Consider the following 19,476-nt stretch of genomic DNA (forward strand, 5'->3'; position numbering starts at 1 on the left):
CGCGGCTCGACGCCGGGCTGGCGGCTTCAGACCGCCTGGAGCCGGTTCAGGCCGGTCACGGCCATGGCGGGCAGGTGCGCCGGGCGCAGTTCGATCTCGCCGATCGCGGTGTCGGCGGGTGCTTCGACAACCCACCGCACGGCTTGGGCGACAGAGGACGTCGACAGCTTGAACGGTGAGTCGTCACCGATCTCGTTGGCGATCGCGCCGGGATTGATCAGCGTGGTGCGGACCCCGTTCGGTCGCTCTTCCAGCAGGAGGACCTCGGCCAGCGCCTTCAGGGCCGCCTTGCTGGCGCAGTAGGCCCCGCCGCCCTCGAAGTAGCGGCTCCCGGCGTGGCTGCCCATCAGGACGATGCTGCCCTTGCGCGGGCGCAGGTACGGCAGGGCCGCCTGGAGCAGCGGCAGCACGGAGACGATGTTGACGTCGAACGCGGCCCGCCAGTCGGGCAGGCTGAGCGTGCCGATCCTGCCCAGTGACCGCGCCACCGCGTTGACGACGAGCGCGTCGATCCGCCCCCGCCGGCGCGCGACCGTCTCGACGGCGGCTGTCACCGCATCGGCCGACTGCAGGTCGCACCGGGCTTCGGGGAGCCAGGACCGCCCCGCCGAGGTGCGGTTGAGCCCCCATACGTCCCAGCCGCCCGCGTGGAGCTCCGCGGCGATGGCCAGACCGGTGCCCCGGTTCGCCCCGGTCACGATGGCGACCGGGCGGTGCGCCTCGGTCATGCCGGGAGCCTGCCGACCAGCTCGGACCAGACGGAGACGATGTGCTCGTGGCCGGCCCCCTGGCGGAACAGGTCCTTGTCCAGAGAGTTGCCCTGGCGATCGCGCAGCCGCATGCAGTCGGGCGATATTTCGGAGTTGATGATGAGATCGCCTTCGGACCTCGGGCCGATGATCAGGCAGAAATCCCAGAGTTCGAGCGGCTCCAGCCACTTGCGGAGGCAGTCATTGCATTCTCGGGCAATGCGGCGGAACTCCTCGACGTCCACTCCGTAGGCCCACAGATAGTCTTCGCCGATGGGCTGATCCTCGGGATCGATCCGGAAGTCGAACTTCACCACCGGGGGATGGAAGACATGGCCTTCGGGGAAGAGGCCGGGATACTTGCGGACGGTCGATCCGACGGACCGGTTTTTGACGATGACCTCGAAGGGCGGAGCCGGCACGTAGTCGGCGAGATAGGTGGTCTCGCCGACCCGCTCCCTGAACACCGTGCGGATGCCGGAGGCGTGCAGCGCGCGGGCCGCACGCTCGTAGAAGTCGAGGCGCAGGCGCGCGGTCGCCGGCACGAGCTCGTCGCGGTCGAAGGTGTAGCTGCGCAGGCTGGGGATCAGTTCGACCATGCAGGTGCCGTCGTCGCGCCGCCAGATCCGTTTGCTGCGACCTTCGACGGCAGGCGGCCCGGTAATGCCATTCTTTGGAGGGGTCACAGAACAGCATGGTCATTCTTCCGACTGGCGATGTCAAGCATAATTCAGCCGGGAAATCTTCAGCCCTTTCCGGAGATATTCGCAGATCAGGCTATTTGTATTGTCGCCCGCCTTCGCCTCAACGGATAAGCGAAATACGCGTGGATATCCTCTTTAAGCGGTAGGGCCGCATGAGCCTCAGGATCGCCGCCGCGGGCTAACGTCGCGGCGTCCCGGCCCGATAACGCACCAGCGGCCCTTGCCGACCAGCCGTGCCGAGGAGACAGCCCATGAGCGACGATGTACGCGTCACGATCGAAGCGGTTCCCCGCGCGGGCCTGACCGCGCAGCAGCTGCGCCAGGCGGTCGCCGAGCACCCGGATGCGCTGGCCGCGCTCGAGGTCGCCGACCCCGAGCGGCTCACCGTGGCCTTCGCGCCCGGCCTCGGCCACGACCCCGGGGAGAACGCCCCGTTCCAGGCCACCGTGTTCGACCCGGTCGGCAACCGCGCCGTCGAGCTGCGCGGCACCCTCGACCGGCCCGAACGCGCCGAGCTGCGCCCCAGCGCCTACCGGCCGCAGCCCAGCCGTGAGGAGCTGGCGGCCGCCGCCGAGATCCTGCGCGCCGACCCGGGCTTCCCGGCCGGCGAGGACGTGGTCGTCTACCGGCCCATGCCGCCGCTGGCCGACCTGGAGAACCCCGACGGCACCACCGTGCGCCGCCCCACCCTCGGCGTCTACACCCCCGGCGAGCCCACCGGGCTGCGCCACCGCGTCGTCGCCGTCGACCTGGTCAACCGCGCCGTCGACTGGACGCCGTCCGGGATCAACGTGCGCATGCACCACGACTGCGAGCACAGCGTTCCCGAGGGCGTCGACGCGCTGACCGATCGCGGCGGCCCCGACCAGGTACGGGTGCGCGTGCACCGCGGCTCCACCGAGCTGTGGAACCTGCTGGTGGTGCGCCCGCGTGCCTCGGCCCCGCAGAACCCCGGCGTCGGCGGCGGCGTCGAGCTGCGCGACGTGCGCTACCGCGGCCGGCTCGTGCTCCGGCAGGCCCACGTGCCCGTCCTGAACGTCGAGTACGAGGAGGGCACGACCTTCCGCGACGACGCGAGCTTCGAGACCCGCTTCAACGCGGTCGGCACGGATCCGGTCGGCTGGGGGTGGCGGTTGTGCGACAGCCCGCCCCGTACCATCCTGGAACGCCCCTCGACCGACGCCGGCAACTTCCAGGGCGTGGCCTTCCACTACGACGGCGAGCAGCTGCGGATCGTCAGCGAGCTGGCCGCCGGCTGGTACCGCTACGCCTGCGACTGGCGCCTGGCCGACAACGGCGACATCAGCCCCCGCTTCGGGTTCGCCGCCACCGCCAACCCGATGACGTGCATGGTGCACCGCCACCACGCCTACTGGCGGCTCGACTTCGACATCGAGGGCTCGGGCAACGACGTGGTCGAGCAGATCGACGACACCGGTTCGATCATCCCCGAACCCGTGCCGATCATCCGCGAGACCTCCCGCAAACGCCTCCACCCCGCCCTGTACTGGCAGGTGCGCGACAAGTCCTCGGGCCGCGGCTACCAGATCCACCCCGGCGAGTTCGACGGCACCGCCGACGCCTACGGCGTGTCCGACCTGTGGTTCCTGCGCCACCACCCCCGCGAGCTCGACGACGGCAACCCCGGCCCGCGCGACCGGGCCGCGCTCAACCGCTTCCTCAACGGCGAGAGCCTGGACGGCACCAACGTCGTGGTCTGGTACGCCGGGCACTACTACCACGACCAGGCCCACCCGCAGCCGCACCAAGGTGAGCTGATAGGCCCGCAGCTGGTGCTCATCTAGCGGCTAATCTTGTCGCTCATGAGCCAGGTGGGACAGGCGACGGCGCGCGCTCTGCTGCGCAGACTGGCCGTCGAACAGGCCGAATGCAGGGTGCCGTCGCTGGCGGCGGCGATCGTGCGGGACGGGAGGCCGGCGTGGTTCGGCGGGCGCGGCCGGGTGGACGGCGCGCCGCCGACCCAGGCCACCCAGTACCGGATCGGGTCGATCACCAAGAGCATGGTCGCCGTCGTGGTCATGCGGCTGCGCGACGAGGGCGTGCTGCGGCTGTCCGACCCGCTGGAGGCGCACCTGCCGGGCACCCCGCTGGGCCACCTGACCATCGCCCAGCTGCTGTCGCACACCGCCGGCCTCACCGCCGAGCCGCCCACCGCCTGGTGGGAGCGCACCCCCGGCGTCCCCGTCGCCGAGCTGCTGGAGCGCCTCGGGCCCGACGAGCTCAAGCACCGGCCAGGGCGGCGCTTCCACTACTCCAACGTCGGCTTCGCCCTGCTGGGCGAGCTGGTGGGCAGGCTGCGCGGCACCACCTGGCTCAAGGCGCTGCAGTCGGAGGTGCTCGACCCGCTCGGCATGAACGACACCACCGCCCGGCCGCGCATCCCGCACGCCACGGGATACGCCGTCCACCCGTACGCCGACGTGGTGCTGGCCGAGCCGGAGCACGACGCCGAGGCGATGGGCCCGGCCGGCCAGCTGTGGTCCACGCCGCACGACCTGGCGCGATGGGCCGCGTTCCTGGGCGGCGACACCGCGGGGGTGCTGTGCGGCGACACGCTGGCCGAGATGCGCGAGCCGGTCGGGGTGGACGACGGGGACTCCTGGACCGTCGGGTTCGGGCTGGGCCTGCAGCTGTCGCGCCCCGGCGGGCGGCGGCTGGCGGGGCACTCCGGGTCGATGCCGGGGTTCCTGGCCACGGTGTGGGCCGACCCGGCCGACGGGGTGGGGGTGCTGTTCATGGCCAACACCACCTCGGGGATGAACGGCTCGCTGCTGACCGACCTGCTGGACATCCTGGAGGAGTACGAGCCGCGCCTGCCGGACGAGTGGCAGCCGGTCGCCGCCGATCCCGGGCTGCTGGCGCTGACAGGGCTCTGGCATTGGGGGCCCAAGCCGTACACGCTGCGGTTGCTGCCCGAGCGCGGTCTGTCGCTGGAGCCGGTCGGGGGCGGCGGGCGGGCCTCGCGGTTCGTGCCGCAGGCCGACGGGACGTGGCTGGGGCTGGACGGCTACTACGCCGGGGAGACGCTGCGGGTGGCCGCCGACCACCTCGACCTCAACACGTTCATCTTCACCCGCACCCCGTACGACCCGCAGGCGCCGGTGCCGGGCGGGCCCGGCGACTGGCACGCCTGAGGGACGGGCACGCCGCCGCGGAGGTGGCAGCATGGTCGTGTGCGCGTGGCGATCCTGGGGCCGCTGGAGGTCGAGTCCGCCGCGGTCGGGGGTGCCCGGCTGCGCTGGCTGCTGGTGCGCCTGGCGCTGGCGGCCGGTCGGGCCGTCACCGTCGAGGAGCTGGCCGCCGACCTGTGGCCCGAGGAGCCGCCCGCCGCCCCCGGCAACGCCCTGCAGTCGCTGGTCTCCCGCCTGCGCCGTGCGCTGCCGGAGGCCGGCGCGCTGGTGTCGGTGCCGGGCGGCTACCGGCTGGAGGCCGACACCGACGCGGGCGAGTTCGACCGGCTCACCGCCCGGGCCAGGCAGCATGGCGACCCGGCGGTCAGGGCCGAGCTGCTGGAGCAGGCCCTGCGCCTGTGGCGGGGGGCCGCGCTGGGCGAGGTGGCGGCGGCCCCGTTCGCGCTGGGGTACGCCACGCGCCTGGAGGAGGCCCGCCTGACGGCCGTCGAGGACCGCGCGGAGGCCGAGCTGGCCCTGCTCACCCGGCCGGAACCGCGAGAACCGCCAGGCGGGCTGGCGGCTCTGGCGAGCGAGCTCGGCGAGCTGGCCGCCCGCCACCCCCTGCGCGAGCGCCTGCACGCCCTGCGCGTCCAAGCGCTGCACGCCGACGGCCGGCGGGCCGAGGCGCTGGCCGCCTACGCGGAGTGCCGCCGCCACCTGGCCGACCAGCTCGGCGCCGACCCCGGCGCCGAGCTGCGCGAGATCCACCTGGCCGTGCTGCGCTCCGAGCCGCCCCGCCCGCCGCGGACCAACCTGCGCGCCCCGCTGACCAGCTTCGTCGGCCGCGACGCCGAGCTGGCCCGCGTCCGCCGGCAGCTGCGCGCCGGCCGGCTGGTCACCCTGGTAGGCCCCGGCGGCGCGGGCAAGACGCGGCTGGCCACCACCGTCGCCGCCGAGCTCCTGGGCGAGTGCGGCGCCGTCTGGCTCGTCGAGCTGGCCCCCGTCACCGACCCCGGCGACCTGCCCCAGGCCGTGCTGGCCGCCCTGGGCAACCACTCGGTGATCGGCCACCCCATCCGCCCGGTCGACACCACCGCCGCCCTGGTCGAAGCCCTGTCGGCCGGGCAGGTGCTGCTGGTGCTGGACAACTGCGAGCACCTCGTCGAGGCCGCCGCCCACCTGGCCGAGGAGCTGCTGGGCCGCTGCCCCGCACTGCGCGTCCTGACCACCAGCCGCGAACCCCTGGGCATCCTCGGCGAGACCCTCAGCCCCGTGCCGCCCCTGCTGCCCGAACCGGCCGTGCGGCTGCTGGCCGAACGCGCCGCCGCCGGCAACCCCGGCCTGAGCATCGAGCCCGCCGTGGCCGCCGAGATCTGCCGCCGCCTCGACGGGCTGCCGCTGGCGATCGAGCTGGCCGCCGCCCGGCTGCGCACCCTGACGCCCAGGCAGCTGGCCGCCCGGCTCGACGACCGCTTCCTGCTGCTGACCGGCGGCAGCCGTACGGCGCTGCCCCGCCACCAGACGCTGCGCGCGGTCGTGGCCTGGAGCTGGGACCTGCTCAACGGCCCCGAGCGCCGGCTGGCCGAGCGGCTGGCGGTCTTCGCCGGCGGGTTCGACCTGGCCGCGGCCGAGCACGTCGGCGGCAGCCTCGACCTCGTCGCCGCGCTGGTGGACAAATCCATCGTCCAGCCCGCCGACGACGGCCGCTACCGCATGCTCGAGACCATCAGGGAGTACGGGCTCGAACGCCTGGCCGCCGACGGCCGCATCGCCGCCGTCCGCGCCCGGCACGCCGCCTACTTCCGCGACCTGGCCGAACACGCCGAGCCGCGGCTTCGCGGCCGTGACCAGCTCGCCTGGATCGCCCGCCTGCTGGCCGACCACGACAACATCCTGGCCGCGCTGCACCACGCCGTCGACAGCGCCGACGCCGCCACCGCGATCCGCCTGGCCGCCGCCATGGGCATCTTCTGGACCATCCGCGGCACGCGCGCCGAGTCGGCCGGCTGGATCGGGCGGGCGCTGGACGTACCCGGTGAGACGCCCACGCGGGAGCGGCTGATCGCCAGCGCCGTCTACATCATCAATGCCAGCCTTGACGGCGGCCACACCATGGTCGCCCCGGCGGCGCGCGAGCTGCGCCGGGCCGCGAGCCTGCAGGACGGGGAGGAGGCCGGGCATCCGGTGCTGGCGATGCTGCAGCCGGCGCTGGCGCTGTTCACCGACGACGCCGAGCTCGGCTTCGCCGTGATCGAGCGGCGGCTGGCGCACCCCGATCCGTGGACGCGCGGCATGCTCTACGTGACCAGGGCCGCGCTGAAGGAGAACGGCGGCGACATGGCCGGCTCGCGGGCCGACCTGCTGGCCGGCTGCGCCGAGCTGCGGCAGGCCGGCGAACGGTGGGGGTTGTCGATGGCGCTGACGTCGCTGGCCGAGACGCACGCCGTGTTCGGGGACTTCGGCCAGGGGCTGGAGGCGATGGACGAGGCCGTACGGCTGCTGCTCGAGCTCAACCCCGAGGCCGACGTCGCCCACCAGCGGGTCTGGCAGGCCTCCATCCTGGTGCGCCAAGGGGACGTCGAGCGGGCCAGGGCCGTGCTGCGAGGGCTGATCGACGCGCCGGAGGGCCGGGAGACGCCCGCCCGCAATGTCGCGTTCGCGCAGGTCGAGCTGGGCCATCTGGCCCGCCAGGAGGGAGACCTGCGGGCCGCCGAGCGCTACTACGCCGCGGCCGGCCACGCGATGGAGGACGGGACGGCGATCGCGCCGCAGTTCCGGGCGCTGCTGCTGGTCGGGCAGGCCCACCTGGCGGTGGCCACGCACGACCACCAGGCAGCGGCCCGCCACGCGGAGCGGGCGGCCGAGCTGGTCACGGCGGCGGCCGACATGCCGGTCCTGGCGCGGGTCGCGGTGGCCGTGGCCGAGCTGCGCGCGGCGCGCGGGGACCTGCTGCCGGGCGCCACCGCGCTGGGCGCCGCCGAACAGCTGCGCGGCGCGCCCGATGCCGCCAACCCCGACGTGGCCCGCGTGGCGGCGCGCCTGCGCGACGACCTCGGCGAGGAGGCTTTCGCCGCGGCCTTCGCCCGCGGCCGCGCCCTCGACCGCGCCCGTGCCGTTGAGCTGGCCACCGGAGGTCCATGGTGAGGTACGTCTACGCGGGCGCCGCCGTGCACGTCCCGGCGCCACCGGAGCGGGTGTTCGCGCTGATCACCGACTGGCCGCGGCACCGGGAGTGGATGTTCATGACCGACGCCCGCCAGGTCGGCGAGCACGCGGTCGAGGCCTACACCGGAGTGCGGCCGTTCGGATTCCTGGACACCATGACGATCACGACCTGGCAGCCCCCGTTCCTGGTGCTGGTCACCCACACCGGCCGGTTCGTACGCGGCCACGGCGCCATCCGGATCCGGCCCCAGGACGGCGGCAGCCGCGTGATCTGGGCCGAGCGGCTGCAGGTGCCGTTCGGGCCGCTGGGCCGGGCCCTGTGGCCGCTCGCCCGCCCCGTCGGCATCGCCCTCCTGCGCCACTCGCTGCGCAATCTGTCCGCCCTGCTGGCCCCGTAAAGGTCAGGCGTGAACCGCCTGGCGGGCCACCGCGGCGGCGAAGGCGGAGATCACCGGGTGTGCGCGCCGCCCGTCCCCCGACAGCTCCGGCTGGAACAGCGTGCCCAGGAAGAACGGGTGACCGGGCAGCTCGGCCGCCCGCACCGCCCCGTCGTCGGCGTGCCCGGAGAACACCAGCCCGTGCTCGGCCAGAGTCCGGGTGTAGGTCTCGTTGAGCCCGTAGGAGCAGACGTAGGACTCCATCGTGACGGACTCGCCCATGATCTGCTCCATCAGCGTCCCGGGCGAGATCCGCACCCGCCCCTCGTGCCCGGCCAGCGAGCACGCCAGCGGCGTCAGCAGGAACTCCCGCGCCTCCGGCTCGTTCTCGGCGTGCGCCACGTCCAGCCCGCACACGTGCCGCGCGTACTCCAGCAGCATGTGCTGGAACCCCGCGCAGGTGCCCAGGATCGGGATCCGATGCTCGCGGGCGACGCGCGCCGCCTCCACGGCGCCCTCCTCGTCCCGGTACGGGCTGCCGGGCACGATCCAGATGCCGTCGAAGCGCTCCAGGCCGGACACGTCGGTGGTGGCGATCCAGTACGGGTCGAGCGCGATGCCGTCCCGCTCCCGCAGCGCCTCGACGACCAGCGGGATCCGGGCATGCGAACGAACACTGGGGGACCGATCCCCCACAAGGGCGATTTTCATGCCCTCATCCTGAGGGCCACCCCTGGTTAAGCGCCAACGATGATTTCTGGACCTGCTATAAGCAACACTGATGGATCCTCATTTGCTGACCACGTTCGTGACCGTCGCCCGGCACGGCTCGTTCTCCGCGGCCGCCGCCGAGCTCGGCTACACCCAGTCGGCCGTCTCCCAGCAGATCGCCGCGCTGGAGGCCGACCTCGGCCTGCCGCTGCTGCTGCGCCGCCCGGTCGAGCCCACCGAGGCCGGCCGGCGGCTGCTGGAGCACGCCGGGCCGCTGCTGCTGCGCCACCGCGCGGCCCGCGCCGACGTGCTGCGCGCCGCCGCCCGGCCCGGGCACCGGCTGCGGCTGGCCGCCACCCCGCTGGCCGTCAACCCCGTCGTGGCCGCCCGGCTGGCGCGGGCGCGTGCCGGGAACCCGCGCCTGGAGGTGAGCCTGCACACCTGCGGGCGCGACCAGGCCGTCGCGATGGTCGCCGAAGGGCGGGCCGACCTGGGCCTGGCCGACGGGCTGGCCGCCCCGTCCGACCCGCTGCGCCTGCTGGACGCCGGACCGATGACGGCCGTCGGGGTGAGCGAGGAGGAGCTGGTCGTGGCCCTGCCCGCCGGTCATCCCCTGGCCGGGCGGGCGGCGCTGGCGCTGGCCGACCTGGTGGACGCGCGCTGGCTGCAGACCCCGCTGTGCCCGCTGGCCCGGCTGCGCGACCTGGTGGGCGACGGGTTCCCGGTGGGGCTGGACTATCACGGGGACAACGTGCACACCGTGCTCAACCTGGTCGCCGCCGACCACGGCCTGACCCTGCTGCCCGCCTCCGCCCTGTCGGGTGCCGCGCGCGGGGTACCGCTGGCCGCGCCCCGGCTGGTGCACCGCGTCGAGCTGCTGCACGGCGCCCTGCCCCCGGGCCCGGCGGCCGACCTGGCCGCCGTCCTGTCCGGCTGACGACGAGCCGTCCTGTCCGGCTGACAGCGATCTGTGCGCGCGCTGACAGCGGCGCCTCCCACGATGCGTCATATGAACGCCTTCGAAGCCGAAGGGCTGGTCAAACGCTTCGGCGCGACCACCGCCCTGGACGGCATCACCCTTTCGGCCCCGCCCGGCACGGTGCTGGGCGTGCTCGGGCCCAACGGCGCCGGCAAGACCACCGCCGTCCGCATCCTGGCCACGCTGCTGCGCCCCGACGCCGGCCGCGCCACCGTCAGCGGCCTGGACGTCGTCCGCCACGCCTCCCGCGTGCGCCGCCTCATCGGCCTGACCGGCCAGTACGCCTCCGTCGACGAGGACCTGACCGGCACCGAGAACCTCGTCCTCATCGGCCGTCTCCTGGACCTGCGCATCGCGGACGCCAAGGCCACGGCCGCCCGGCTGCTGGCGGACTTCGGCCTGGCCGAGGCCGCCGACCGGCGCGCGAGCACATACTCCGGCGGCATGCGGCGCCGCCTGGACCTGGCCGCCAGCCTCGTCGGCCGGCCCGACGTGATCTTCCTCGACGAGCCCACCACCGGCCTGGACCCGGCCAAGCGCGAAGACGTGTGGGCCATCGTCCGCCGCCTGGTCGCCGACGGCGTCACCGTCCTGCTCACCACCCAGTACCTGGAGGAGGCCGACGCGCTGGCCGACGCCATCTCGGTCGTCGACCACGGCAAGGTGATCGCGCACGGCACCGCGGCCGAGCTCAAGCGCGTCGTCGGCGGCCAGACCGTGCTGGTGCGCCCCGCCGACCCCGCCCGGCTGGACGAGGCCGCCGCCATCGTCGCCGCCGTGGCCGGCCGGCCCGCCGAATCGCCCGGCCGCGACGTCGTCACCGTCCCGGTGGACGGCGACGCCGCCTTCACCGAGATCGTCGCCAGGCTGGCCGCCGCCGGCGTTGCCGTCAACGAGCTGTCGCTGCGGCTGCCCAGCCTGGACGAGGTGTTCTTCACCCTCACCGGCCACCACACCGAGCAGGAGGCCGCGGCATGAACCCCATCGCCGTACGAGAGGAGACGCTCCCCCCTCAGCCGGCCCGCCCGGCGGCCCCGGCGCGCCCCGAGCGGCGGCCGTTCGGGCTGGCCCGTCACAGCCTCGCCCTGGCCCGCCGCAGCGTGCTCAAGACGCTGCGCACGCCCGAGCAGCTGCTGGACGTCACCCTGCAGCCGATCATCTTCGTGCTGATCTACGTGTTCCTGCTGGGCGGCGCCGTGTCCGGCTCGACCCACGACTACCTGCAGTTCCTGCTGCCCGCGATCCTGGTGCAGACGGTGCTGTTCGGCGGGATGGCCACCGGAGTCAGCCTCAACACCGACATCAAGAAGGGGGTGTTCGACCGGTTCCGCAGCCTGCCGATCGGGCGCTCGGCCCCGCTCATCGGGTCGATGCTCGGCGATCTGATCCGGTATCTGGTGGCGGTGGTGGTGCTGCTCGGGTTCGGCTTCGCGCTGGGGTTCCGCGCGGAGACCGGGCCGCTGGAGGTGCTGGCGGCCTGCCTGCTGACGGTGTTCTTCGCCTTCTGCGTGAGCTGGGCGTTCGTGCTGCTGGGGGTGCTGATGCGCGAACCCGGCGGGGTGCAGGGGATGGCGTTCATGGTGCTGTTCCCGCTGACGTTCGGCACCAGCATGATCACCCCGAAGAGCACCCTGCCGGGCTGGCTGCAGGCCTGGCTGGACATCAACCCGGTCAACCACGCCATGAACGCCTCCAGGGCGCTGATGCTGGGTGGGCCGGCGGGGGCGTCGGTGTGGTGGACGCTGGCCTCCGGCGCGCTGTTCCTGGCCGTCTTCGCCCCGCTGGCCGTGGCCGCCTACCGCCGCCGCGCCTGACGGCTCAGCCGCTGACCAGCGCCGCCGGGTCACGCTCCGGCGGGCCGGCGGGCCACCACTCCCCCTCGACCCGGGTGAAGGGGTACCAGCGGCCGTCGCGGCCGTAGCGCAGTTGCAGGGGGCCGAGGGTCCAGCGGTTGCGCCACGCCTCCAGCGGCGGCGGCTGCTCGGCCTCCCAACCGGCCTCCAGCAGGGCCTGCGACCTGGCCAGATCCTGGCGGGGCGGCGTCCAGGCGTGCTCGAGCACCTCCAGGCCGTGCGCGCCGCCGTACCGCCACGCCTGCACGGGCGCCTCCAGCCCGAGGTCAAGGTCGTGCTCGGCGGCCAGGCGGACGCGGTCCTGGTATTCGGACAGCTCCGGCAGCCGCCCGTGCAGCAGCACCTCGCGCGCCCGCCAGGCGGCCGAGGCGATGAGCACCCCCAGGGCGGTCACGTCCAAGCCCGGCGCCGGGTCCAGCACGGGCGGAGCGAAGGCGGCCTCGAACGGCGGGGGCTCGGGCAGCGCGGCCACGCCCGCCGCGAACGCCTCCACCGCCGGCACCCCCGCGGCCGCGGCCGGCTTCTTCGGGGCCTCGCGCCCCTGCAGCGCCTCCAGCAGCTCCTGCTCGCCACGCCCGCGCATCAGCAGCAGCACGAACGGGTCCGCGTCCAGCAGCCACGACGCCTGGTAGCACAGGGCGGCGGCGTGCTTGCACGGATGCCCCCAGTCCGGGCAGGAGCACTCCGGCTCCAGGTCGCCGACGGCCGGCAGCAGCGGCACGGCGGCGTCCTCGGCGGCCTCCACCAGGTCGTGCGGCATGTCACGGTCGAGCAGGGCCGCGATGTGCCCGCTCTTGGCGGCCACCTGGTCGAGGAAACGTTCCCACGCGGCCTCGGTGAGCTGCTCGACGCGTACGACGGTGTCGTACTCGCTCTCGGTCACGGCGGCGATGCGGCCGGGACTGACGGTGATGGGGCCGACCTGGCCGGTCTTGGCGTACGCGCGGCCCTTGCGCAGCAGCCCCTGGTCCAGCGAGGTGTCCTCCATGGCCTTGACCCAGGCCCGCCCCCACCAGGAGGTGGCGAAACGGGCTCCGGCGCGTTGCGGCGGGAAGGCGGCGAAGCCGCGGGCGGCGGTCATCTCAGCTCCACGAGGGCGGCGAGTTCGGCGTCGGTCAGCTCGGTCAGGGCGGCTTCCCCGGAGGACAGCACGGCCTCGGCCAGCGCGCGTTTGGCGCCGAGCATCTCGGCGATGCGGTCCTCGATCGTGCCCTCGGCGATCAGCCGGTGCACCTGGACGGGCCGGGTCTGGCCGATGCGGTAGGCGCGGTCGGTGGCCTGGTCCTCGACGGCGGGGTTCCACCAGCGGTCGTAATGGATGACGTGGTCGGCGCGGGTGAGGTTGAGGCCGGTGCCGGCGGCCTTCAGCGACAGCAGGAACACCGGCACCCGGCCCTCCTGGAAGCGCTCGACCATCTCCTCGCGGCGGGCGACCGGGGTGCCGCCGTGCAGCAGCTGGATGGCCACGCCCCTGGCGGTCAGATGGCGTTCCAGCAGGCGGGCCATGGTGACGTACTGGGTGAACACCAGCACCGCGCCGTCCTCGGCCACGATGGTGTCGACCAGCTCGTCCAGCAGCTCCAGCTTGCCCGAGCGGCCGGCCAGGCGAGGCGCGGCCTCGTGCAGGTACTGGGCGGGGTGGTTGCAGATCTGCTTGAGGCCCGTCAGCAGCTTGACGATCAGGCCGCGCCTGGCCATGCCGCTCGCGTCGGCGATCTGGGCCATGCTCTCGCGGACGACGGCCTCGTACAGGCCGGCCTGCTCGGTGGTGAGCGCGACCGGGCGGTCGGTCTCGGTCTTGGGCGGCAGCTCCGGCGCGATGCCGGGATCGCTCTTACGCCGCCGCAGCAGGAACGGCCCCACCAGCCGCGACAGGCGTTCGGCCGCCTCGCCGTCGCCGGACTCGACCGGTTTGGCCCACCGCGCCTTGAACCTGCCCAGCGGGCCCAGCAGCCCCGGCGTGGTCCAGTCGAGGATGGCCCAGAGCTCCGACAGGTTGTTCTCCACGGGGGTGCCGGTCAGCGCGACGCGCGCCGCGGCCGGGATCTCGCGCAGCGCCTTGGCGGTGCCGGAGGCGGGGTTCTTGACGTGCTGGGCCTCGTCGGCCACCACCAGGCCCCACGGGTGCGCGGCCAGGCGGGCCGCGTCCAGGCGCATGGTGCCGTACGTGGTCAGCAGGAACCCCTCGTCGGGCAGCGTGCGCTGCGCCCCGTGGAAGCGGCGCACCGGCACGCCCGGCGCGAACTTGGCGATCTCCCGCTCCCAGTTGCCCAGCAGCGAGGCCGGGCAGACCACGAGCGTGGGCCCGGCGTCGGCACCCGAGCGGTGCAGGTGCAGGGCGATCAGCGTGATCGTCTTGCCCAGGCCCATGTCGTCGGCCAGGCAGCCGCCCAGCCCGAGCGAGGTCATCTGGGCCAGCCAGCGCAGCCCGGCCAGCTGGTAGTCGCGCAGTGTCGCCGCCAGCCCTTCGGGAGGGCCGGCGTCGGCGGGTTCGGCCAGGCGTTCGCGCAGCTCGCGCAGCCAGGCGGTGGGCTCCACGGCGACCTGCTCGCCCTCGACCTCGACCGCGCCGGTCAGGGCCGCGCCCAGCGCCTCGATGCCGGTCAGGGGCTTGAGGTCGCGCTGGCGGGCCTTGCGGGCCAGGTCGGGGTCGATGAGGACCCACTGGTCGCGCAGCCGCACCACCGGGCGGTGGGCCTCGGCGAGCCGGTCCATCTCGGCCGCGCTCAGGCGCTCGCCGCCGAGTGCGAGCTGCCAGTTGAAGCTGGTCAGGTGCTGTCCGCCGAGGAACGACGGCAGGTCGGACGGCTTGGTGTCGCGCTCGCCGATGACGGCTCGCGCGCTCAGGCCGCGTACCAGGGCCTTGGGCCAGTGCACCTCGACGCCGGCGGCGGCCAGGCGTTCGGCGGCGCCGGCGAGCAGCTGCTCGACGTCGCCGTCGGTGAGCGCGAGCTCGTCGGGGACGGCGTTGTCGAGCAGCCGTTCCAGGCGCGGCCAGATACGGGCGGCCCGGCGCACGGCCAGCGTGGCCTCGATCCTGGCGCGCGGGCCGAAACCCGCCTCGCGGCCCTGCCACAGGTCGGCCGCGTCGACGACGAGCGAGGGGTCGGCCAGGCTGTGCAGCTGGACGATCGCGCGGAACTCGGCGGCGGCCAGGTCGTCGGCCTCCAGGCGCAGCGACAGCCGTACGCCCGAGTCGAGGCCGGCCGCGACCTCCTCGGCCCAGGGGCGCAGGTGCGGCACCTTGACGGGCTTGGCGGCGGCGAAGGCGGTGGCGCCGGTGGCGCGTACGGCGCCGGGCGAGCGCGGCATGGCGTCGGCGACGGCGTCGAGGAACGCGCGTACGAGTGGCTCCGCCTCCGGCAGCCACGGCTCCGCCTGCTGCCCGGGCTGCAGAGGGATGGCGCGGGCCGCGGCGGGCATGGCGGCGGCCAGCTCGCGTACCCGCTGGATGTCGGCGGCGTCGAGCGGGCCCGCGCGCCACGAGTCGTGCTCCCCCGCCGACACCCCCGGCAGGATGCGGCCCCGGGTGACCAGCTGGAGCGCCACCAGCGCGGCCGCCCCCCAGAAGCGCGTCGCCGGGTGGGCCCGCGCGTCCATGCGGGCCCTGGCCAGCCCCGCCACCGCCTCCCCGACCGGGACGTGGGTGGCCGCGACCTCGCGCGTGCGCATCGTGCCGTCGTGCTCGTCGGCCACCGTCACCGCGGACGGCCCGTCCGGGTCGAGGAAGGTGACATGACCGGACCTGGGTGGGTCGCCGGGTTGGAACACTGCCGCGTGCTGGGCCAGATCCGTCGGGAAGCTCACGACCGTACAGTGTACGGTACGTAGGGGTGTGGTTTACCGCACCCCGCGATCAGAAGTCCGCCTCATTCCGGGCATATCCGATCATCCCTAGGCTTGAGCCCATGACTGATTGGCTGGTTGGACTGATGGAGACTCTCGGCGCGCCCGGGGCCGGGCTCGCGATCGCGCTGGAGAACCTCTTCCCTCCCCTGCCCAGCGAGGTGATCCTGCCGCTGTCGGGCTTCACCGCGTCCAGAGGCGAGATGGACCTGCTGGACGTGCTGGTGTGCACGACGCTCGGCTCCGTGATAGGGGCGCTGGCGCTGTACTGGGTGGGGGCGCTGCTGGGCCGCGAGCGCACGCTGGCCATCGCGGCCAAGCTGCCGCTGGTCAAGACGTCCGACATCGAGAAGACCGAGGCGTGGTTCCTCAGGCACGGCCGCAAGACGGTGTTCTTCGGGCGGATGATCCCCATCTTCCGCAGCCTCATCTCCGTGCCGGCGGGCGTCGAGCGGATGCCGCTGGTGCCGTTCACGCTCCTGACGACCACCGGCAGCCTGATCTGGAACACCATCTTCGTGATGGCCGGCTACCTGCTGGGCGAGAACTGGTCGCTGGTGGAGGCGTACGTCGGCATCGGCTCCAAGGTGGTGCTCGCGCTGGTGGTGCTGGCGCTCGTGGTGTTCGTCGGGGTGCGGCTGGCCGAGCGGCGCAAGGGCAGGCATGCGAGTCGCCGTTGAGGGGCTGCGGCTGCTGGGCGCGGTGACACTGGGCGCCGTCACCGCGCTGGCCGAGCTGGTCTTCCTGCTGCCGGCGCTGCCGTTGCTGGGCAATCCGAACGTCACCGCCGCGGCCCGCCGGCTGGCTCGCCTCGAGGCGCGCCGCCTGCGCCTGGACCCCGACGCCCTCCAGGACGGCAGGCCCGTGCCCTACCTGGCCGCCCGCGTCCCGGTCGGGGTGCTGGGCGGGCTGGTGATCACGTTGCTCGTGTACGGGGCCCGCGCCTACGTCCTCCTCCTCACCGCCTGGGCGCGCGGCGAGCGGTTCGACGGGATGGCTCCCTCGCTCCCGCTGGTCGCCTACCTCGTGGTCGGCGGGACCGTCCTGCTGTTCCTGGCCCTGTCGGGCGTGGTGGGCGTGCACGCGCTGGAACGGCGGCTGGCGGTGCGCATGCTCGCCCCCGACCCGACCCAGGCCCTCGAACGCAGGATCGCCGAACTGTCCGAGAGCCGCGCCGGCATCGTGACCGCCGTGGACTCCGAACGCCGCCGGATCGAGCGCGACCTGCACGACGGGCTGCAGCAGCGGCTGGTGGCGCTGTCGATGCTGGTCGGACGGGCCAGGCGGGGCCGGCCGGAGCTGCTGGAGCAGGCGCACCAGGAGGCGCAGCAGGCGCTGGCCGAGCTGCGCGAGGTGGCCTGGCGGGTCTATCCCAGCGGCCTGGACACCCTGGGTCTGGGCGAGGCGCTGGCGGGGCTGGCGGAACGGTCGAGCGTTCCGGTCAGGGTAGCCTGCGACCTGCGGCGTCGGCCGCCGATGGCGGTGGAGACGGCGGCGTACTTCGTGGTGTGCGAGGCCGTCACCAACGCCGCCAAGCACGCCGGCGCCACGCTCATCACGGTCGAGGTGCACGAGGAGGACGCTGCGGTGCTCGTACGGGTGCGAGACGACGGCGCGGGCGGCGCGCGGGCGGCCGGCGGCGGCCTGTCGGGGCTGGCCAGGCGGGTGGCGGCACTGGACGGCGGCTTCGAGGTGAGCAGCCCGATCGGCGGGCCGACCACGATCACGGCGGTGCTGCCGTGCGGGTGATCCTGGCCGAGGACTCCACGCTGCTGCGCGAGGGCCTGGTGCGGCTGCTGCTGGAGGAGGGCCACGAGGTGCCGGCCGCGGTCAGCGACGGCGACGCGCTGGTCACCGCGGTGGCCGAGCACCGGCCGGACATCGTGGTCGTGGACGTCCGCATGCCGCCGACCCACACCGACGAGGGCCTGCGGGCGGCGCTGGAGATCAGGCGGCGCTGGCCCGCCGTGAAGGTGCTGGTGCTGTCGCAGTACGTGGAGAAGCGGTACGCCACCGAGCTGATGAGCGCGGACGTCGAGGGCGTCGGCTACCTGCTCAAGGACCGGGTGGCGCAGGTCGGCGACTTCCTGGACGCGCTGGAGCGGGTCGGCGCGGGCGGGGCGGCCTTCGACCCGGAGGTGGTGCGTCAGCTGCTGGCCCGTACGACGCAGGTGGATCCCCTGGCCCGGCTGACGGCGCGGGAGCGCGAGGTGCTGGAACGGATGGCGCAGGGGCTGACCAACGCCTCGATCGCCCAGGCGCTGCACGTGTCGCAGAGCGCGGTGGAGAAGCACGTGAACTCGCTGTTCGACAAGCTGCGGCTGTCGCACACGACCGGCTACAGCCGCCGGGTGCTGGCCGTGCTGCACTTCCTGGAGTCCTGACCTGCCGCTCATCGAGGACCTCAAGGAGACGGCAGCTCCTCGACCCCCGTTCACGGGCTGCCGAACCAATGGCCGGCGGCCCGCTCGAACGCTTCACGATCAGGGGCGCGATCACCTGCCCAGGCGACCACGCCGTCAGGCCGGACGAGCACGGCACCCAGTCCGAGGTCGTCTCTCGCCGGCCCGGCCGCATACCGCATCCGGCTCTCCCAGCCCGTCGCCGAACCATGCAGGCGTCGGCCGACGCTGAAATCGAGCGCGACGCCTCGTCCGTCCTGCATCAGGTCGCCGAGGCGGGTGCCGTCCTCAAGACGGAAGTCCGGGGCGTTGCGGCCGACCAGCGGATGCTCGCCGCCGAGGTCGTGGCGGATCGACGATCCCGAGATCCTGTCGAACGCGTAGGTCGTTCCGTCGCGGGTCCCGAGCAGGTCGCGCATCAGTCCTTGGATCGCCTGGGCATGCGGGTCCGGCCTCATGGCGGCCGTCTGGGCGCGCGTCCAGTCGAGCACCCGGGCGCCGATCGGATGGCGCTCGCGGGTGTAGGTGTCGATCAGCCCGACCGGCGGGTGCCCGTGCACGGTCGCCGCGAGCTTCCATCCCAGGTTCATGGCGTCGCCGAGGCCGAGGTTGAGTCCCTGTGCCCCGAGGGGAGAGTGGATGTGCGCGGCGTCGCCGGCGAGCAGGACGCGCCCCTGCCGGTAGGTCGTCGTCTGCATCGCCCGATCGGTGAAGCTCGAAGCGAGATGGACGTCGTTCAGCGTCACGTCGGTGCCGGAGACACGGCGCAGAACCGCCTGGAGGTGTTCGCGGGTCGGCCGCTGCGAGCGATCGAAGGCGCCGCCGTCGAATTCCAGCATGCCGACGTACCCTTCCGCGGGCGTGCGCAGGTACATGCCCGTCGGCGTCAGATTGAACCCTGGGCGCAGCTTCCCGGGATCGGCGATGCCGGCGAGCACGACGTAGCCGGTGAACTGCGGCTCGGTGCCGGTGAAGCCGAAGCCCGCGAGCCCGCGCACCGCGCTGCGCCCGCCGTCGCAGCCGACGACCCAGCGCGCCGCGTACTCGTGCTCGCCGCCCCGCGCGACCGCGATCTCGTCGTCCTGCGCGATGGCCGAGACCGTGACGCCGCGCCTGATCTCCACGCCGAGCGCGGAGGCCCGCTCGGACAGCACCGTCTCGACCGCTTCGAGGTTCGTCATCACACCCTCCATCGCCGGGCTGGGAAGCCGGAAGGGCAGGGCGGCGACGTCGACCTTGGCCGGATCGAGCATCATGCCGGCGAAGTGGCCCGCGCCACGAGGGGGTCCCGGCTCGTCCGCGCCGGGATAGTCGTCGACGCCCGACGCCTTCAGCAGCGGGTCCAGCATCCCGCGGCGGTAGAACGCCTCGACCGACGTGGCGGAGAGACCCCGCATCCCGAGCGGGTCCGCCTTCCACGGGGAGCGCGGCTCCGGCTCCCGCTCCAGCACCAGGACAGAGCAGCCCGCCAGGCCAAGCTCGCAGGCGAGGAAAAGACCGACCGGGCCGGCGCCCACGATCACTACGTCATGCACGAGAAACTCCCTTCAGAAGCC

General features: G+C 73.8%; 16 protein-coding genes. 10 read left to right on the forward strand and 6 right to left on the reverse strand.

Going from position 1 to position 19,476, the window contains the following annotated elements; genetic code table 11:
- Nucleotides 1-26: 26 nt before the first annotated feature.
- Both ABZX61_RS44440 and ABZX61_RS44445 read right to left on the reverse strand, forming a co-directional pair.
- Nucleotides 27-728: an SDR family NAD(P)-dependent oxidoreductase gene (locus ABZX61_RS44440; RefSeq protein ID WP_355203693.1), complete on the reverse strand. Its 702-nt coding sequence runs from the start codon at nt 726-728 to the stop codon at nt 27-29.
- Complete coding sequence (locus tag ABZX61_RS44445; protein WP_355203696.1) at nt 725-1,435, reverse strand: phosphoribosylaminoimidazolesuccinocarboxamide synthase; 711 nt, start codon at nt 1,433-1,435, stop codon at nt 725-727. Before ABZX61_RS44445 ends, ABZX61_RS44440 begins: the two co-directional genes overlap by 4 nt.
- Before the next feature lie 269 nt (nt 1,436-1,704).
- Here ABZX61_RS44445 and ABZX61_RS44450 point away from each other — a divergent pair, with 269 nt between their 5' ends.
- Genes ABZX61_RS44450 through ABZX61_RS44465 form a run of 4 tightly spaced genes read left to right on the forward strand, consistent with a single transcriptional unit; the run spans nt 1,705 to nt 8,150 of the window.
- A complete protein-coding gene (locus ABZX61_RS44450) occupies nt 1,705-3,258 on the forward strand; it encodes a hypothetical protein (RefSeq protein ID WP_355203699.1) in 1,554 nt (517 codons plus the stop codon).
- Between the two features lie 18 nt (nt 3,259-3,276).
- Complete coding sequence (locus tag ABZX61_RS44455) at nt 3,277-4,608, forward strand: serine hydrolase domain-containing protein (RefSeq protein ID WP_355203702.1); 1,332 nt, start codon at nt 3,277-3,279, stop codon at nt 4,606-4,608.
- Between the two features lie 39 nt (nt 4,609-4,647).
- Nucleotides 4,648-7,731 (forward strand): BTAD domain-containing putative transcriptional regulator, encoded by a 3,084-nt coding sequence (locus tag ABZX61_RS44460; RefSeq protein ID WP_355203705.1) that lies wholly within the window; start codon nt 4,648-4,650, stop codon nt 7,729-7,731.
- Nucleotides 7,725-8,150, forward strand: coding sequence for an SRPBCC family protein (locus tag ABZX61_RS44465; protein WP_355203708.1), 426 nt, complete (start codon nt 7,725-7,727; stop codon nt 8,148-8,150). The genes ABZX61_RS44460 and ABZX61_RS44465 overlap by 7 nt, the downstream gene beginning before the upstream one ends.
- Nucleotides 8,151-8,153: 3 nt before the next feature.
- On the opposite strand, the gene ABZX61_RS44470 is transcribed toward ABZX61_RS44465, so the two are convergent.
- Complete coding sequence (locus ABZX61_RS44470) at nt 8,154-8,840, reverse strand: gamma-glutamyl-gamma-aminobutyrate hydrolase family protein (protein WP_355203711.1); 687 nt, start codon at nt 8,838-8,840, stop codon at nt 8,154-8,156.
- Nucleotides 8,841-8,910: 70 nt separating this feature from the next.
- Here ABZX61_RS44470 and ABZX61_RS44475 point away from each other — a divergent pair, with 70 nt between their 5' ends.
- The 3 genes from ABZX61_RS44475 to ABZX61_RS44485 all read left to right on the forward strand — a co-directional run bounded on the left by ABZX61_RS44475 (nt 8,911) and on the right by ABZX61_RS44485 (nt 11,633).
- A complete protein-coding gene (locus ABZX61_RS44475) occupies nt 8,911-9,777 on the forward strand; it encodes a LysR family transcriptional regulator (RefSeq protein WP_350742632.1) in 867 nt (288 codons plus the stop codon).
- Between the two features lie 72 nt (nt 9,778-9,849).
- Nucleotides 9,850-10,797, forward strand: a complete 948-nt coding sequence (locus ABZX61_RS44480) for an ATP-binding cassette domain-containing protein (RefSeq protein WP_355203715.1) — start codon at nt 9,850-9,852, stop codon at nt 10,795-10,797.
- A complete protein-coding gene (locus tag ABZX61_RS44485) occupies nt 10,794-11,633 on the forward strand; it encodes an ABC transporter permease (protein WP_355203718.1) in 840 nt (279 codons plus the stop codon). Before ABZX61_RS44480 ends, ABZX61_RS44485 begins: the two co-directional genes overlap by 4 nt.
- Before the next feature lie 4 nt (nt 11,634-11,637).
- Here ABZX61_RS44485 and ABZX61_RS44490 read toward each other — a convergent pair whose 3' ends face one another.
- Nucleotides 11,638-12,753, reverse strand: a complete 1,116-nt coding sequence (locus ABZX61_RS44490) for an SWIM zinc finger family protein (protein ID WP_355203721.1) — start codon at nt 12,751-12,753, stop codon at nt 11,638-11,640.
- Nucleotides 12,750-15,479 (reverse strand): DEAD/DEAH box helicase, encoded by a 2,730-nt coding sequence (locus ABZX61_RS44495; protein WP_355203724.1) that lies wholly within the window; start codon nt 15,477-15,479, stop codon nt 12,750-12,752. Before ABZX61_RS44495 ends, ABZX61_RS44490 begins: the two co-directional genes overlap by 4 nt.
- 101 nt (nt 15,480-15,580) lie before the next feature.
- Between ABZX61_RS44495 and ABZX61_RS44500 the strand changes: the two genes are divergently transcribed.
- From ABZX61_RS44500 to ABZX61_RS44510, 3 genes are read left to right on the forward strand one after another with little or no spacing between them, the layout of a single operon-like run.
- On the forward strand, nt 15,581-16,198 hold the full coding sequence (locus tag ABZX61_RS44500) for a DedA family protein (protein WP_350742642.1): 618 nt from the start codon (nt 15,581-15,583) through the stop codon (nt 16,196-16,198).
- Nucleotides 16,182-17,267, forward strand: a complete 1,086-nt coding sequence (locus ABZX61_RS44505) for a histidine kinase (RefSeq protein ID WP_355203727.1) — start codon at nt 16,182-16,184, stop codon at nt 17,265-17,267. The genes ABZX61_RS44500 and ABZX61_RS44505 overlap by 17 nt, the downstream gene beginning before the upstream one ends.
- The gene (locus ABZX61_RS44510) at nt 17,258-17,902 is read left to right on the forward strand and encodes a response regulator transcription factor (protein WP_192784190.1); all 645 of its coding nucleotides are present in this window, start codon (nt 17,258-17,260) and stop codon (nt 17,900-17,902) included. The genes ABZX61_RS44505 and ABZX61_RS44510 overlap by 10 nt, the downstream gene beginning before the upstream one ends.
- A 50-nt stretch (nt 17,903-17,952) precedes the next feature.
- On the opposite strand, the gene ABZX61_RS44515 is transcribed toward ABZX61_RS44510, so the two are convergent.
- Nucleotides 17,953-19,455 carry an FAD-dependent oxidoreductase gene (locus tag ABZX61_RS44515; RefSeq protein WP_355203730.1) on the reverse strand — a complete coding sequence of 501 codons (1,503 nt, stop codon included), beginning with the start codon at nt 19,453-19,455 and terminating at the stop codon, nt 17,953-17,955.
- Nucleotides 19,456-19,476: the final 21 nt, after the last annotated feature.

This window comes from Nonomuraea sp. NPDC003709 (genome assembly GCF_040610775.1).
GTDB classification, from domain to species: domain Bacteria; phylum Actinomycetota; class Actinomycetes; order Streptosporangiales; family Streptosporangiaceae; genus Nonomuraea; species Nonomuraea angiospora_A.